Below are 13,878 nucleotides of genomic sequence, written 5' to 3' on the forward strand. Positions count from 1 at the left end.
GATGCAGAAACTCATCGCCATCGCCAACACCGTCGCATGGTCCGGCTTCTGGGCCTTCGGCTACCTCGCCCTGTCGGCCCCGACCGATACCGGCAATCAGGCGCTCGTCGCTTCGCTGCTGGCGGCCGTCGGTGCCGCCATCGGCCTCGCCTGCTGGTTCCAGCTTGTCCGCCATTCGGAAGCCACGGGTTACGCCAAACGCGCGAACCGCGTGCCTTCACACCTCAAAACTGACGGGGAGATCGCCTGATGCTCTATCGCGAGGCCGGAGATTTCAAAACCTCCTACCGGGACGACAGCCAGACGTTTCCGATCAAGTTCGACCGGATCGCCTATTACGTGCTGATCGCGGTCGCGCTCATCGTCGTGCCCTTCGTCATCAACGACTACTGGGCCAACGCGGTGCTTCTGCCGTTCCTGATCTACGCCATCGCGGCGCTGGGGCTGAACGTGCTGACGGGCTATGCGGGTCAGGTGTCGCTGGGCACGGGCGGTTTCATGGCCGTGGGCGCTTATGCCAGCTACAAGCTCATGACGTCCTTCCCGGATGTGAACATCTTTTTCCACATCATCCTGTCGGGCGGGATCACCGCGCTGGTGGGGATGCTGTTCGGTCTGCCCTCGTTGCGGATCAAGGGCTTCTATCTGGCCGTGGCAACGCTTGCCGCGCAGTTCTTTCTCGTCTGGCTGTTCAACCGGGTGCCGTGGTTCTACAACTACTCCGCCTCGGGCCAGATCAGCGTGCCGGAACGTGCGGTGTTCGGGATCAAGGTGACCGGACCGCAGACCGAGGCCTGGGCGACCTACCTCTTCTGTCTCGTGTTCGTGTTCCTGTCGGCCTGGATCGTGCGCAATCTGACGCGCGGGTCGACGGGGCGCAAATGGATGGCGATCCGCGACATGGACATCGCCGCCGAGATCATCGGGGTGAACCCGCTGACCGCCAAACTCAGCGCCTTCGCCGTTTCGTCGTTCTTCGTGGGCGTCGCGGGTGCGCTGTTCTTCTCGGTCTACCTTGGCGCGGTCGAAGTGGGCGAGGCGTTCGGCATCCAGAAATCGTTCCTTGTCCTGTTCATGATCATCATCGGCGGGCTGGGCTCGATCTTCGGCAGCTTCGCGGGCGCGGCCTTCATGGTCCTCATGCCCGTGCTTCTGAAAAACACGCTCGTGGGCGGACTGGGCTGGGCCACGGACCTTGCCGCGCATCTTGAGTTCATGATCGTCGGCGGGCTGATCCTGTTCTTCCTGATCGTGGAGCCGCACGGACTCGCCGCGCTGTGGAAGGTGATGAAAGAAAAACTCAGACTCTGGCCTTTCCCGCACTAGGGCGGGGCCGGGCAATAAGCGGGGCGGGAACCCCGACTGGAAACATCGGACCAACCAAGGGAGGAGACACCCGATGAAAATGAAACTTGCAACTGTCGCACTGGGCGCCGCGGTCGCGGCCAGCCCGGCTTTGGCCGACCTGACGTTCACCGCGCTCAGCTACCGGACCGGCCCCTACGCCGCGAACGGTATCCCGTTTGCGGATGGCTATGCCGACTACTTCACGCTTCTGAACGAGCGTGACGGCGGCATCGGTGGCGAGATGATCGAACTGATCGAATGCGAAACCGGCTACAACACCGAAAAGGGTGTCGAATGCTACGAGTCGACCAAGGGCTCCGGCGCACTGGTCTATCAGCCGCTTTCGACCGGCATCACCTACCAGCTCATCCCCAAAGCGACGGCGGATGAGATCCCGGTGCACTCGATGGGCTATGGCCGGACCTCGGCCAAGAACGGCGAAGTGTTCAACTACATCTTCAACTATCCCGCCAACTACTGGGATGGGGCCTCGGTGGCGATCAAGTATCTGCTGAACGAAAACGGCGGCTCGCTGGAAGGCAAGAAGATCGCGCTGGTCTACCACAACTCCGCCTACGGGAAGGAGCCGATCCGCACGCTGGAAGAGCTGTCGGCAAAGCATGGCTATGAGCTCATCACGCTGCCGGTCGACCACCCCGGTCAGGAGCAGAAGTCGCAGTGGCTTCAGATCCGTCGCGACAAGCCCGACTACACCCTGATGTGGGGCTGGGGCGTCATGAACCAGGTCGCCATTCAGGAAGCGGTGAACATCCGCTACCCGATGGAAAACTTCATCGGCATCTGGTGGTCCGGCTCTGAAAACGACGTGCTCCCGGCGGGCGAAGGTGCGAACGGCTACAAGGCGCTGACCTTCCACAATGTCGGCTCCGACTACCCGGTCTTCGACGACATCCAGCAGTACGTGGTGGATGCGGGCAAGGCTGCGGGCGCCGGCGACCAGATCGGCACCGCGCTTTACAACCGGGGCCTCTACGCCGCCATGCTCGCCGCCGAAGCGGCCAAGACGGCGCAGGAGATGCACGGCACCTCGACCCTCACCCCGCAGCAGATGCGCGACGGGATGGAGAACCTCGAGATCACCGAAGCCAAGATGACCGATCTGGGTCTGCCGGGCTTCGGGCCGGAGTTCTCGGTGTCCTGCCAGAACCACGGCGGCGACGGCTATGCAGCCGTGGCGCAGTGGGATGCGGCAGCGGGCGAGTGGAGCCTGATCACCGACTACATGCAGGCCGATCTCGACGTTCTGTCGCCGCTGATCGAGGAAGACTCGGCAGCCTTCGCCGCGGAAGCCGGCATCGAACCGGGCTGCGCGATTTAAGCCCTCCCCCCCCGGCCCGCATGTCCCGCGGGCCGGGGACCACGACCACGACGAACAGACGGATTTCGCCATGCTCGACGCCCAGCCGACCCAGACCGAGACAGTGCTCGAGGTCAACAATATCGAGGTGATCTACAACCACGTGATCCTCGTCCTGAAAGGTGTGAGCCTCACGGTGCCCAAGGGCGGCATCACCGCGCTTCTCGGGGGCAACGGGGCGGGCAAGACCACCACACTCAAGGCGATTTCCAATCTCCTGCGCTCCGAGCGCGGCGAGGTGACCAAGGGGTCGATCCAGTATCGCGGCGAAAAGGTGCAGGATCTGTCGCCCGCCGACCTCGTGACCAAAGGGGTCATTCAGGTGATGGAGGGGCGGCATTGCTTCGAACACCTGACGGTGGAAGAGAACCTTCTGACCGGCGCCTATACCCGCAAGGCCGGGCGCGGCGACATCGACGCCGACCTGAACATGGTCTACGACTATTTTCCGCGCCTGAAAGAGCGCCGCAAAAGCCAAGCCGGCTATACCTCGGGCGGTGAGCAGCAGATGGTCGCCATCGGCCGCGCGCTCATGTCCCGTCCCGAAACGATCCTTCTGGACGAGCCGTCGATGGGCCTGGCCCCGCAGCTGGTCGAGCAGATTTTCGAGATCGTGAAGAACCTGAACGAGAACGAGGGATACACCTTCCTTCTGGCCGAACAGAACACCAATGTGGCGCTCCGCTATGCGCATTACGGCTATATTCTGGAATCCGGCCGGATCGTGATGGACGGCCCCGCCGCCGCCCTGCGCGAGAACCCGGACGTCAAGGAATTCTACCTCGGCATGTCGGACGAAGGGCGCAAGTCCTTCCGCGACGTGCGCTCCTACCGCCGGCGGAAACGCTGGCTCTCATAATGACCGAACACAGCGCGAACATAACCGTCAGGTGGGCAGACCTAATGCTCCGCCATCTCCGACTTCATCTCGTCGATGCGCGCCAGCGCCTCTTCGCGGGTGTTGCGGATGTTCGGGCGGAACTGCTGGCTTTCGGCCCGCATACGGATGGTTTCCTCGGTTTCCGAGCCGGGGGCGTAGCGCACCGAGCCCATAGACCAGCGTTCGTTCAGTCGCTTGCCGCGCCGGGCATAGGCGACCCAGGCTTCTTCGAAGATCCGGCAACCCTCGTAGTTGATGAGGAAGAACCAGCGCACCGCGGTCTCTTCCAGCCGCGCCTCGATATGATCGTAGAACGCGTTCACGTCGGCGGAATGGTGAAACACGAAGTTCGAGAAATCGACGTTCATGATTTCGGCCGCCCCGTCGAACGAAATGCGCTTGGCGAATTCCGCGTACGAATAACCCATGTCGTGAACGACCTTCGCGCGACGTTTCGACGGAAGCTCGGCGACCCGCGCCAGCGCGCCGTCACGATCCGCGAACAGGTTGGGATCGAAGCTTTCGGTCTCCGCCGTGCGTTCGATCTGGCGCTGCGTTTCCTCGCTCATGTCGAAGCGGACCGTGCCCATGCTGTGACCGAGGTTCAGCGCCTTGCCGCGCCGGTGGTGGGTATACCAGGCGTCGCTGTCGATCCGGAAGTCCGAGTAGTTGATGACGAAAAACCACAGCTCTTCACCGGATTCCGCCAAGGCCGCTTCGATCGCATCGTAAAGCGCGTTCACCTCGCCCGACGTGTCCAGCCGGAGGCCGGACAAATCGATCTCGGCCACCTGAAGATCGTCGTTCAGCGTTACGCGATGCAAATACCTATGCGGCATATAAGTTTCTCCCGAATCACAAATCAGCTTACTCAACGTCAATTTAACCAGATCGTCCACGCGATACTTCCGCGCAGGCCGTTTGGGCGGATTGTCGCAGAAACCGTGCAACACCCGGGAAAGGGGCCCTGTCATGTCTGAGTTCTTCGACGACCTCGAAACCCGTTCGGCCGACGAGCGCGCCGACGATATCGCCCGCGCCCTGCCGCGCCAGATCGCCCGCGCCAAGGCGTTGCCGGGGTATGCCGACAGTCTGCGCGACGTGGACCCGGCGGCGATCACGAGTGTCGAGGCCCTGTCGGCGCTTCCCGTCCTGCGCAAGTCGGAACTCGGCAAGTCGCAGGCCGCCCATGCTCCGCTGGGTGGCTTCGCGGCGAAAAAGACGCATGAGTATGGCCACATCTTCCAAAGCCCCGGTCCGATCTATGAGCCGGGTGGAATCGGTGATGACTGGTGGCGGATCGGGCGCTTCCTGCACGCCGCGGGCGTGGGCAAGGGCGATATCGTCCAGAACTGCTTTTCCTACCATCTGACCCCCGCCGGCATGATCTTTGAAAACGGCGCCCGCGCTGTCGGGGCCGCCGTCGTGCCCGCCGGCATCGGACAGACCGAGTTGCAGGTGCGCGCCGCTGCCGACATCGGAACGACTGCTTATGCGGGCACGCCCGACTACCTCAAGATCATTCTCGACAAGGCCGAAGAGATGGGCGTGAGCCTTGGCATCACCAAGGCCACGGTCGGCGGTGGAGCCCTGTTCCCGTCGCTCCGGCAGGAATACGCGGATCGGGGCATTCGCTGCCTTCAGAACTACGCCACCGCCGATCTGGGCAACATCGCCTACGAATCCCCCGCGATGGAGGGGATGATCGTGGACGAAGGCGTGATCGTCGAAATCGTGCGCCCCGGCACCGGCGACCCCGTGGCACCGGGCGAGGTGGGCGAGGTGGTCGTCACCAGCTTCAACGCCGACTATCCGCTGATCCGTTTCGCGACCGGCGACCTGTCGGCGGTGATGGAAGGGGCAAGCCCCTGCGGGCGCACCAACCTGCGCATCAAGGGCTGGATGGGCCGGGCCGACCAGACGACCAAAATCAAGGGCATGTTCGTGCGCCCCGAACAGGTCGCGGATTTCGTCGCCAAACACCCCGAGATCGCCAAGGCGCGCGTCGTGGCCAGCCGCGAGGGCGAGGCGGACGTCATGACGGTGCAGGTCGAATCCAACGGCGGCGACGCAGATGCCTATGGCCGGACCATCGCCGATGTCCTGAAGCTCAAGGGCAAGGTCGAGATCGTGGCGCCCGGCGCATTACCCAACGATGGCAAGGTGATCGACGACGTGCGCACCTACGACTAGGGGCCGTGAGCGGCGGATCACCGCCGGAACATATCCCATAGCAACCCGTTGATATTGGATATCGGGGCGGGACGGCACAGGTTTGCAGCAATCGCGACCCTGACCAATGGGAGGTTCCATGCGACACAAACCCTTCGCCACGCTGGCGACCAGCTTCGCCGTTCTGGCCACAGTCCCGCAGATCGCCGCCGCCGACGCGGCTCTCATCATCGTGCAATCCGAATACGAAAGCCTGCCCGACGTCTCGGGCGCGGCGCAGGCCGTGACACTGGCCCAGAAACTCGAGGACAGCGGTTTCACCGTCACTTCGTCGCTCGATCAGGAGGCGGACGATGTGCGCGATGCCGTGCAGGAGTTCCGCGAGGACGCGGAAGGGGGCGACCGCGTGTTCGTCTACCTTGCCGGACATATGGTCGGCGGTCCGCGCGACAGCTACCTCCTGACGCACGAGGCGGACCGTCCCAACGCCGTGTCGGTGGCGGGCGAGGCGCTGGCGATCGGCCCCATCCTCGACGTTCTGGCCGAGTTCCAAGGGCAATCCATCCTCATGGCCGCCCCTGCCGGCGAGGAAGTGGCGGGAACGGGCCTGTCCGACACGTTCGAGCTTGAGGCGCCGCAGGGTGTCACCATCCTGACCGGACCCGTCGACCGCATCATCCGCGTCGCGAACGAAGTGGTTCTGGTGCCCGGCCTGCCCTTGGGCGAGGGTCTGGACGGCGGGCCGGGTGGCGTCACCGCGACCGGGTTCGTCTCCAACGTGGTTCCGTTCCTGCCCGCAGGCGACGAGGGCCGGGTGGTGATCGAGCGCACCGAGCAATCGCCCGACGATGCCTTCTGGGTCGTTGCGCGCACGATGGACGGCGAGGAGGGGTATTCGCTCTACCTCGAATACTTCCCCAGAGGGGCCCACAATCAGGAAGCGCGCGCGGCTCTGCGCCAGATCGAAGACAACCGCGCCAATCGCGATGAGACGGCCGAGGCGGCGCTGAACCTAAATCAGGCCGCACGCCGTCAGGTGCAGCGCAACCTCGCGCTTCTGGGGCACGACCCCAAGGGCATCGACGGGATCTTCGGCCCCGCGACCCGTGCCGCGATCCGGTCCTACCAGTCCGCCAACGATTTCACGGTGACGGGATACCTGAGCCGCGACATGCTGGCCCGGATGACCGCACAGGCGGACGCCCGCGCCGAGCAGTTGGAACGCGAAGCCGCCGAGCGGCAGGCGCGTCAGGAACGCGAGGATCGGCGGTACTGGGAACAGATCGGTCAGGGCCGGGACGAGGCCGGGCTTCGCGCCTATCTCGACCGTTACCCGGACGGGCTCTTTTCCGAGGTCGCACAGGATCGTCTGGACGACATCGAGGCCGCGAAACGGTCGGAAGCGCAGGCGCAGGAGCGGGACTTCTGGGATCGCGTCCGTAACGAGGACAAGCCGGGCAGTTACCGCGCCTACCTCGACCGTTATCCGAACGGGCTGTTCGCGCAGGAGGCGCGGGCGCGGCTGGATCAGCTTTCGCAGAACCAGCAGAACGAGGCCCAGATGGCGGCGGCGGAACGAGAAGAGCAGACCGTGGCCGGAAATCAGGTGACGCGGCTGTTGGTCGAAAACAGGCTGGTCAGCCTTGGCTTCGACATTCCCGAGGTCGATGGCGTGTTCGGCCCCACAGCCCGCCGCGCGATCCGCCGCTTCCAAAGCTCGCGCGGGCTGCCGGTCACGGGGTTCGTCACGCAGGAGACGATGGTGCGGCTGCTGGCCGCGTTCTGACCGGGGCGGGTGCCCACCACGGCCGGGGCGTGCGACCCCGGCCCGCCACCGACAAAAGAAAAAGGGCCGCCGGATCGTTCCGGCGGCCCTTTTGCAAAACTGAGCTTGCCGATCAGCCCTGACGGGCTTTGAAACGGCGCTGGGTCTTGTTGATCACGTAGACGCGGCCCTTACGGCGCACGACACGGCAATCCCGATGCCGGTTCTTCAGCGAGCGGAGCGAGTTGCGGACTTTCATGGCCCTTCTCCTCATTCGCGGCGCTGGTCGCGCCTTTGTGTTCATGCCTCACGTGTGAGGCGGTTCATGGTGGGCGATACTGGGATCGAACCAGTGACCCCTTCGATGTCAACGAAGTGCTCTACCGCTGAGCTAATCGCCCTGAATTTCCTGTCCGGGCGCTAACCCAAACAAACAGACGCGGGAAACCCCGCGCCGGTCCGCGTGTCTATAAAAGGAGTCGAACCACCTTGCAAGGGGCTTTTGGCAGGGTCTGTTATCGGTCTATGTTGTGGGATCAGGAGAGAAAATGAGTCCCTCGCATCGCGTCGAATATCCGAGCCTCAGATCGACCTCGGCCATATTTTCCTCGCCCCATTCCGGGCGGGATTACGGGTGGGGGTTCCTGCGGCGCACGGTGCTCGATTCGCGCACCATCCGCTCGTCGGAAGATGCCTTCGTGGACGAATTGTTCGCCACCGCTCCGTCACACGGTGCGCCGCTGTTGTCGCTGAACGTGCCGCGTGCCTTCGTCGACGTGAATCGCGGGGCGGAAGAGCTTGATCCGGCGCTGATCCGGGGGGTCGAGAAGGGCACGCACAACCCGCGCGTGGCTTCGGGCCTTGGGGTCATCCCCCGCGTCGTCGCCGGGGGGCGGCAGATCTATCGCGGGAAAATCCCGCTGGCCGAGGCCGAAGCGCGCCTGCGCTCGCACTGGCACCCGTATCATGCCCGGCTCAAGACGCTGGTGAACGAGTCGCATCGCCTGTTCGGGCAGGCGATCCTGATCGACTGTCATTCCATGCCGCACGAGGCCATCGACAGCCTGTGCCGGGGTCGGCGCGAGAAACCCGAGATCGTTCTGGGCGACAGGTTCGGCGCCAGCGCCGGGGGCGAGATCGTGGACGAGATCGAACTGGCGTTCCGGGACGAGGGCTTCAAGGTCGGGCGCAACACGCCGTTCGCGGGCGCTTTCACGACCCAGCACTATGGCCGCCCCTCACGCGGCCAGCACGCGATCCAGATCGAGATCGACCGGGCGCTGTACATGAACGAGGCGAAACTGGTCCCCAACGGCAATTTCACCGCCATGCGGGAATCGCTGGACCGCGTCATCGCGCGCATTGCCGAGGTCGGGCGACCGCAAGACCTGCCGCTCGCCGCCGAATAGTCAGCGGATCGCGCGGCCTTTCAGGATCGCCCCATCGCCGAATTTCGCCCGGATCGCATCCGTCGCCTTTTCCGCCGCCCGCCGTTGCGCCGCCTGCGGGTCGAGCAGATCGCCCGCCGTGTCCGCGCCGTCGGCACCCGTGATCTCGGAAATCCCAACGCCGATCAGCCGGAACGGCCCTTTGTTCGCCACGGTGTCGAACAGGCTGCGCGCCGTGCGATAGATGCGGTCGGCGCTTTGCGTGGTGTCGTGAAGGCTGGTGCGTTTGGTGATGAGCTTGAAGTCGGCCCGTTTGAGCTTCAGCGTCACCACCCGGCCCGCGCGCCCTTTGGCCTTGGCCCGGTCCGCGACCTTTTCCGACAGACGCCAGAGATGGCCGTCGAGCAGGTCGGGGTCCGACGTGTCCTCGAAGAACGTGGTTTCGTTCGAAATCGACTTCACGGGCGCATTGGCCGAGATGCGGCGGAAATCCTCGCCCCGCGCAAGATGCCAAAGCCGCTCGCCCATACCCCCGAACCGTTCGATGAGCGCCTGTTTGTCCCAGCGCAGAAGGTCCGTGAAGGTGCGGATGCCCGCCCGTTCGAGCGAGCTTTGCGCGGCGGCACCCACGCCCCAGATCATGCGGACGGGTTTCCCGGCCAGAAAGTCCATCGTCTCGCCCTTGCCGATCACCGAGAACCCGCGCGGCTTGTCGAGATCGCTCGCCACCTTGGCCAGAAACTTGTTGTGGCTGAGGCCGATGGAGCCGGTCAGGCCCAATTCGTCCTCCATCCGTTTGACCAGCCGGGCCAGCATGACGGCGGGTGGATGGTGGTGCAGCCGTTCCGTGCCCGTCATGTCCAGAAACGCCTCGTCCAGCGAGAGCGGTTCGACGGCGGGGGTCAGCTCGTCCATCATCGCGCGAATCTGTTTCGAGACAGCGGCGTAATGCGAGCCGCGCGGTTTGATGACCACGGCGTCGGGGCAAAGCTCCAGCGCCTTGAACATCGGCATGGCCGAACGCACGCCCCGGATGCGCGCGACGTAGCAGGCGGTCGAAACGACACCACGCTTGCCGCCGCCGATGATGACGGGCTTGCCGGCAAGGCTGGGGTCGTCGCGTTTCTCCACGCTCGCATAGAACGCATCGCAATCCATATGCGCGATGGACAGGTCGAAGAGTTCGGGGTGCGACAGGACACGCGGCGACCGGCACGCGGGGCAGCGTGTCCCCTCGTCGAATGTGGTCAGGCAGGATCGGCACAGCGCGGGCATGGCGCGATCATATCACCGGCGAAACGCCCTCGCGATGGCAATGATGCCCAGCCCGCCAAGGTAGAACGCCACCGACAGCCCCACGATGTTGATCGCGGTCTGCGTGAGGGTCAGGTCATTCAGGTCAAGGAACGGATAGGGGTATTCGCCAGAGCCCAGACCGCGCAGCATCGCGTAGACGCAGTAAAGGATCGGCCACCAGAGCCAGATCAGCGCCGCCCGCCACGGCAGGGGCGCTTTCGGCGCGAAAGCGAGCCAGTACAGCGCCGTCGCCAGCGGGATCGCGGTGTGAAAGCCCAGGTCCGTCCACCAGCGCAGGCCGGTTTCGCTGAAGAGGTGGGCGAGCAGGGTGTGATAGACGATGGCGACGATCAGAATCCACAAGGTCAGACCGCCAAGCCAATGGGCCGACAGGCTTTGCCCCCGGATCGACATGAGGCCGAAGGACACGCAGACCATCGCATTCGTCAGCAGGGTGAAGAACCAGCCGAGCCGCCAGAGGGTCGCGCCAAGGCTGCCGTAATCCTGATAGGTGAGCGGCACCTGAACGGCGATGGTGGCGAGAGCCAGTAGAAAGACGAGGCTGGCGGAAATGCGGGCAGGGCGTGTCATGGGGCGAAACTGCCAGACGGCACCGTATCCGCAAAGCAGGGCGTCGCGTCAGGCGGCGACGTTTTGTCCGCGCAGCGCCCGTGCAAGGCCGACGAACACCAGACCGCCGAGGAAGAACGCGACGGTCAGACCGACCGAGTTCACCGCGACCTGTCCGGCGGTCAGCACGTTCAGGTCGATGAAGGGATAAGGGTATTTTTGCGTGAAGATCCCCCGGACGAGCGCGTAGATCACGTAGATCAGCGGCCAGCCCAGCCAGCGCACCGCGTCCATCACACCCAAGCCCCCCTTGGGCGCGAAGGCGAGCCAAAAGGCGAGGGTCAGAAGCGGCGTCACCGTGTGAAGCCCCTGATCGGCCCAGAGCGCCAGCCCCTGCGGCTCCCATATATTCGCGAGCAAGGTGTGGTAGACGACCCCGACGATGGCGATCCAGAGCGTCAGACCGGCCAGCCAACCGGCCGACAGCATCCGGCCTGTCGCGGCCATGCGCGCGAAACTCGCGAAGACGAGGATGTTGGTGAGGACCGTGAAATACCCGAGGATCACCCAGAGCATCGCGCCGAACCCGCCGGCCAGCCCGTAGGACACCACGCATTGCATCACCAGCGCGGCGAGGGCGGCGAGCGCGATCAGGGTGGCGGCAAGGCGGGCGATCGGTGTCATGGCCCCATCAGGTCCGACTCCGTCCGGTAAATCAAGCCCTTGCGTGCGTCCCACCCCCGCGCACAATGGCGCGCATGGAGTGGCGGGATCAGGGCACGCTGTTGAGCGTGCGCAAGCATGGCGAAACCTCGGTCATCATCGAGGTTTTCACGGCCGAACACGGTCGCCACGCGGGCGTGGTCCGGGGTGGCGTGTCGCGCAAGATCGCCCCGATCCTGCAACCCGGATCGCAACTCGACCTTGTGTGGCGGGCGCGGCTGGAAGAACACATCGGCGCGTTCACCGTCGAACCCGTGAAAAGCCGTGCTGCGGCGATCATGGGCGATCGCAACGCGCTGGCGGGCCTGAACGCGATCACCGCGCTTCTGTCCTTCGCCCTGCCGGAGCGTGAAGCGCACCCCCGCCTCTACACCCGCAGCATCGCCATGCTCGATCTTCTGGCCGAAACGCCCGCCTGGCCGGTCGGATACCTGCAATGGGAACTCGCGCTGCTGGAGGAGCTTGGATACGGCCTCGACCTGACCGCCTGCGCGGTGACGGGCGGGGCCGAGGATCTGGCCTATGTCTCGCCCAAGTCCGGGCGGGCGGTGAGTGCCGAAGGGGCGGGCGAATGGGTCGACCGGCTGTTGCCCTTGCCCGAGGAGCTTCTGGGCGTCGTGACACAGGATCTGGCTGGCATCCCCGACGGCCTGCGCACCACGGGATACTTCCTGACACACGGGCTGGCTCATGCGCTGGGCGACCGGCCCCTGCCCGAGGCGCGGGCGCGGCTGGTGGATCGCCTCTCGCGGCGTCAGGCGTCCTGAAGCGCGAGCATCGCGGCGGTCAGGGTCGACAGCGCATCGGTGTTGTCCTGCCCGTCGGTGGCGGACAACGTGCCCATCCCGATATAGGCGCCATACAGGATGCGCGCGAATTCGGGATTGGTCAGGCCGAGCTGCTTCAACGTCGCGGCGAGGTAGGCCATGCGCTTGGCATCGATCTCTTCGATGGCATCCGCCACCTCGACATCCGACTGCGCCCAAGCGCGAATCGCCGGCTCCAATGCTGCACCGCCGAAAGACCCGGAGTCGGTCGAGGCGATTTCATTGATCCGGTAAAGCCGCTGGCTGGCGGTGCCGCCCGCATCCACGGCAGCGGTAAGCGCGCCGATCACGCTCGACTGCCAGTGATGGAGCATCTTGGTCTTGAAATCGGGCACATCTTTGAAATGCCAATAAAAACTGCCCTTCGTGGTCTCAAGGTCGCGCGCCAGAGGCTCGGCCTTGAGCGCGTCGGGGCCTTTGGTGACGAGGGCGCGAAAACCGGCGGCGATCCAGTCCTGAGCGGTGAGACGCGTTTTCTTCGAAGACATGGTGAAACACCCATACTGCAATGTATTCAGTCTACTTTGCAGGTGCAGCATTTTCAATGTTTTTGGCGAGGGCGCCCCGGTTCAGGTCAGGATTGGACGCGCCGATCCCACATTCCGCACGTTTCGCGGTGCGTTGTCGGATGCGATGCCCGAAGTCGCCGCGCCCTGCCGTGAAAACAGGCAGCGGGCGGTCGGGTCAAAGACCCAGCACGTCCATCATGTCATAGGCGCCGGGCTTGCGACCGATCCCCCAGAGCGCCGCCTTGACCGCCCCGCGCGCGAAGATCGCGCGGTCGGTGGCGACGTGGCGCAGGATGATGCGCTCGCCCGGCCCGGCGAAGATCACGTCATGTTCCCCCACGATGTCGCCGCCGCGAATGGCCGAAAACCCGATGTGCCCCTCTTTGCGCGCCCCGGTGATCCCGTCGCGGCCCCGGTCCGCCACATCCGTCAGGCGCACGCCGCGCCCCTCGGCCGCGGCCTCCCCCAGCATGAGGGCGGTGCCGGACGGCGCGTCGACCTTATGCTTGTGGTGGGCTTCCACGATCTCGATGTCGAACTCCACGTCCAGCGCGCGGGCGACCGTCTCGGTCAGCTTGGTCAACAGGTTGACCCCGAAGCTCATGTTGCCCGCTCGGATCATCACGGCATGGCGCGCGGCGGCGTCGAGTTTCGCGATGTCGTCCTCGTCCAGTCCGGTGGTGCCGATCACGTGGACCGCCCGCGCCTGCGCTGCGATCTCGGCCAGTGGCACGGTGGCGGCAGGGGCGGTGAAGTCGATGACGGCCTGCGCGCGCGACATGGCATCGAGCGCGTCGTCGGTCACGGTCACGCCCAGTTCGGCCCCGCCCATCGCGGTTCCGATGTCCCGCCCGATCCAGTCATGCCCGGCGCGCTCCAACGCGCCGACGAGCCGGCAGGCCGGGTTCTCGGACACCAGTCTGACGAGCATCTGACCCATCCGGCCCGACGCCCCGTTCACCACGATACCCGGCAATTCGCTCATCTGACCCTCCGTCGTTCGGCCTTTGTCCTAGTGCCTGT

Annotated in this window: 15 protein-coding genes and 1 tRNA gene; 8 read left to right on the forward strand and 8 right to left on the reverse strand. The window is 64.9% G+C overall.

Features of this window, described 5'->3' with window-relative positions; all coding sequences use genetic code 11:
• The first annotated feature begins 1 nt into the window (after nucleotide 1).
• The 4 genes from HOY44_RS11175 (at nucleotide 2) to HOY44_RS11190 (ending at nucleotide 3,584) form a co-directional block, all read left to right on the forward strand.
• Nucleotides 2-250, forward strand: coding sequence for a hypothetical protein (locus HOY44_RS11175; RefSeq protein WP_138422470.1), 249 nt, complete (start codon nucleotides 2-4; stop codon nucleotides 248-250).
• The gene (locus HOY44_RS11180; RefSeq protein ID WP_008331927.1) at nucleotides 250-1,326 is read left to right on the forward strand and encodes a branched-chain amino acid ABC transporter permease; all 1,077 of its coding nucleotides are present in this window, start codon (nucleotides 250-252) and stop codon (nucleotides 1,324-1,326) included. Before HOY44_RS11175 ends, HOY44_RS11180 begins: the two co-directional genes overlap by 1 nt.
• A 73-nt stretch (nucleotides 1,327-1,399) precedes the next feature.
• Entirely contained in the window at nucleotides 1,400-2,686 is a 1,287-nt protein-coding gene (locus HOY44_RS11185) for an ABC transporter substrate-binding protein (RefSeq protein ID WP_287434773.1), read from the forward strand.
• Nucleotides 2,687-2,756: 70 nt separating this feature from the next.
• The gene (locus HOY44_RS11190; RefSeq protein ID WP_008331922.1) at nucleotides 2,757-3,584 is read left to right on the forward strand and encodes an ABC transporter ATP-binding protein; all 828 of its coding nucleotides are present in this window, start codon (nucleotides 2,757-2,759) and stop codon (nucleotides 3,582-3,584) included.
• A 41-nt stretch (nucleotides 3,585-3,625) separates the two neighbouring features.
• On the opposite strand, the gene HOY44_RS11195 is transcribed toward HOY44_RS11190, so the two are convergent.
• A complete protein-coding gene (locus HOY44_RS11195; protein ID WP_287434774.1) occupies nucleotides 3,626-4,444 on the reverse strand; it encodes a hypothetical protein in 819 nt (272 codons plus the stop codon).
• A gap of 133 nt (nucleotides 4,445-4,577) precedes the next feature.
• Here HOY44_RS11195 and HOY44_RS11200 point away from each other — a divergent pair, with 133 nt between their 5' ends.
• Entirely contained in the window at nucleotides 4,578-5,798 is a 1,221-nt protein-coding gene (locus HOY44_RS11200) for a phenylacetate--CoA ligase family protein (RefSeq protein WP_287434775.1), read from the forward strand.
• Between the two features lie 118 nt (nucleotides 5,799-5,916).
• Entirely contained in the window at nucleotides 5,917-7,563 is a 1,647-nt protein-coding gene (locus HOY44_RS11205; protein ID WP_287434776.1) for a peptidoglycan-binding protein, read from the forward strand.
• Nucleotides 7,564-7,675: 112 nt separating this feature from the next.
• Here HOY44_RS11205 and ykgO read toward each other — a convergent pair whose 3' ends face one another.
• Both ykgO and HOY44_RS11215 read right to left on the reverse strand, forming a co-directional pair.
• Entirely contained in the window at nucleotides 7,676-7,801 is a 126-nt protein-coding gene (gene ykgO / locus HOY44_RS11210) for a type B 50S ribosomal protein L36 (RefSeq protein ID WP_005850168.1), read from the reverse strand.
• Between the two features lie 67 nt (nucleotides 7,802-7,868).
• Nucleotides 7,869-7,943: transfer RNA gene (locus HOY44_RS11215), tRNA-Val, on the reverse strand.
• Nucleotides 7,944-8,090: 147 nt separating this feature from the next.
• Between HOY44_RS11215 and HOY44_RS11220 the strand changes: the two genes are divergently transcribed.
• A complete protein-coding gene (locus tag HOY44_RS11220) occupies nucleotides 8,091-8,951 on the forward strand; it encodes an N-formylglutamate amidohydrolase (RefSeq protein WP_008331910.1) in 861 nt (286 codons plus the stop codon).
• Here HOY44_RS11220 and HOY44_RS11225 read toward each other — a convergent pair whose 3' ends face one another.
• Genes HOY44_RS11225 through HOY44_RS11235 form a run of 3 tightly spaced genes read right to left on the reverse strand, consistent with a single transcriptional unit; the run spans nucleotide 8,952 to nucleotide 11,480 of the window.
• Complete coding sequence (locus HOY44_RS11225) at nucleotides 8,952-10,205, reverse strand: DNA polymerase IV (protein WP_287434777.1); 1,254 nt, start codon at nucleotides 10,203-10,205, stop codon at nucleotides 8,952-8,954.
• Between the two features lie 12 nt (nucleotides 10,206-10,217).
• On the reverse strand, nucleotides 10,218-10,817 hold the full coding sequence (locus HOY44_RS11230; RefSeq protein ID WP_287434778.1) for a Pr6Pr family membrane protein: 600 nt from the start codon (nucleotides 10,815-10,817) through the stop codon (nucleotides 10,218-10,220).
• Nucleotides 10,818-10,865: 48 nt separating this feature from the next.
• Nucleotides 10,866-11,480 (reverse strand): Pr6Pr family membrane protein, encoded by a 615-nt coding sequence (locus HOY44_RS11235; RefSeq protein ID WP_287434779.1) that lies wholly within the window; start codon nucleotides 11,478-11,480, stop codon nucleotides 10,866-10,868.
• 74 nt (nucleotides 11,481-11,554) lie between these two features.
• On the opposite strand from HOY44_RS11235, the gene recO reads away from it, so the two are divergent.
• Nucleotides 11,555-12,286, forward strand: a complete 732-nt coding sequence (gene recO / locus HOY44_RS11240; RefSeq protein ID WP_040884803.1) for a DNA repair protein RecO — start codon at nucleotides 11,555-11,557, stop codon at nucleotides 12,284-12,286.
• Here the strand turns inward: recO and HOY44_RS11245 are convergent.
• Nucleotides 12,274-12,834 carry a TetR/AcrR family transcriptional regulator gene (locus HOY44_RS11245; protein ID WP_008331893.1) on the reverse strand — a complete coding sequence of 187 codons (561 nt, stop codon included), beginning with the start codon at nucleotides 12,832-12,834 and terminating at the stop codon, nucleotides 12,274-12,276. The two genes, recO and HOY44_RS11245, sit on opposite strands and share 13 nt — an antisense overlap.
• A gap of 196 nt (nucleotides 12,835-13,030) precedes the next feature.
• Nucleotides 13,031-13,840, reverse strand: coding sequence for a 4-hydroxy-tetrahydrodipicolinate reductase (dapB, locus tag HOY44_RS11250; protein WP_287434780.1), 810 nt, complete (start codon nucleotides 13,838-13,840; stop codon nucleotides 13,031-13,033).
• Between the last annotated feature and the right edge of the window lie 38 nt (nucleotides 13,841-13,878).

It is taken from the genome of Maritimibacter sp. (assembly GCF_016774595.1).
Classification (GTDB): Bacteria; Pseudomonadota; Alphaproteobacteria; order Rhodobacterales; family Rhodobacteraceae; genus Maritimibacter; species Maritimibacter alkaliphilus.

Bases quoted from the DNA above. Each gene is read 5' to 3' on its own strand.
- HOY44_RS11175 (WP_138422470.1), top strand. From the start codon at position 2: ATGCAGAAACTCATCGCCATCGCCAACACCGTCGCATGGTCCGGCTTC.
- HOY44_RS11180 (WP_008331927.1), top strand. From the start codon at position 250: ATGCTCTATCGCGAGGCCGGAGATTTCAAAACCTCCTACCGGGACGAC.
- HOY44_RS11185 (WP_287434773.1), top strand. From the start codon at position 1,400: ATGAAAATGAAACTTGCAACTGTCGCACTGGGCGCCGCGGTCGCGGCC.
- HOY44_RS11190 (WP_008331922.1), top strand. From the start codon at position 2,757: ATGCTCGACGCCCAGCCGACCCAGACCGAGACAGTGCTCGAGGTCAAC.
- HOY44_RS11195 (WP_287434774.1), bottom strand. From the start codon at position 4,444: ATGCCGCATAGGTATTTGCATCGCGTAACGCTGAACGACGATCTTCAG.
- HOY44_RS11200 (WP_287434775.1), top strand. From the start codon at position 4,578: ATGTCTGAGTTCTTCGACGACCTCGAAACCCGTTCGGCCGACGAGCGC.
- HOY44_RS11205 (WP_287434776.1), top strand. From the start codon at position 5,917: ATGCGACACAAACCCTTCGCCACGCTGGCGACCAGCTTCGCCGTTCTG.
- ykgO (WP_005850168.1), bottom strand. From the start codon at position 7,801: ATGAAAGTCCGCAACTCGCTCCGCTCGCTGAAGAACCGGCATCGGGAT.
- HOY44_RS11220 (WP_008331910.1), top strand. From the start codon at position 8,091: ATGAGTCCCTCGCATCGCGTCGAATATCCGAGCCTCAGATCGACCTCG.
- HOY44_RS11225 (WP_287434777.1), bottom strand. From the start codon at position 10,205: ATGCCCGCGCTGTGCCGATCCTGCCTGACCACATTCGACGAGGGGACA.
- HOY44_RS11230 (WP_287434778.1), bottom strand. From the start codon at position 10,817: ATGACACGCCCTGCCCGCATTTCCGCCAGCCTCGTCTTTCTACTGGCT.
- HOY44_RS11235 (WP_287434779.1), bottom strand. From the start codon at position 11,480: ATGACACCGATCGCCCGCCTTGCCGCCACCCTGATCGCGCTCGCCGCC.
- recO (WP_040884803.1), top strand. From the start codon at position 11,555: ATGGAGTGGCGGGATCAGGGCACGCTGTTGAGCGTGCGCAAGCATGGC.
- HOY44_RS11245 (WP_008331893.1), bottom strand. From the start codon at position 12,834: ATGTCTTCGAAGAAAACGCGTCTCACCGCTCAGGACTGGATCGCCGCC.
- dapB (WP_287434780.1), bottom strand. From the start codon at position 13,840: ATGAGCGAATTGCCGGGTATCGTGGTGAACGGGGCGTCGGGCCGGATG.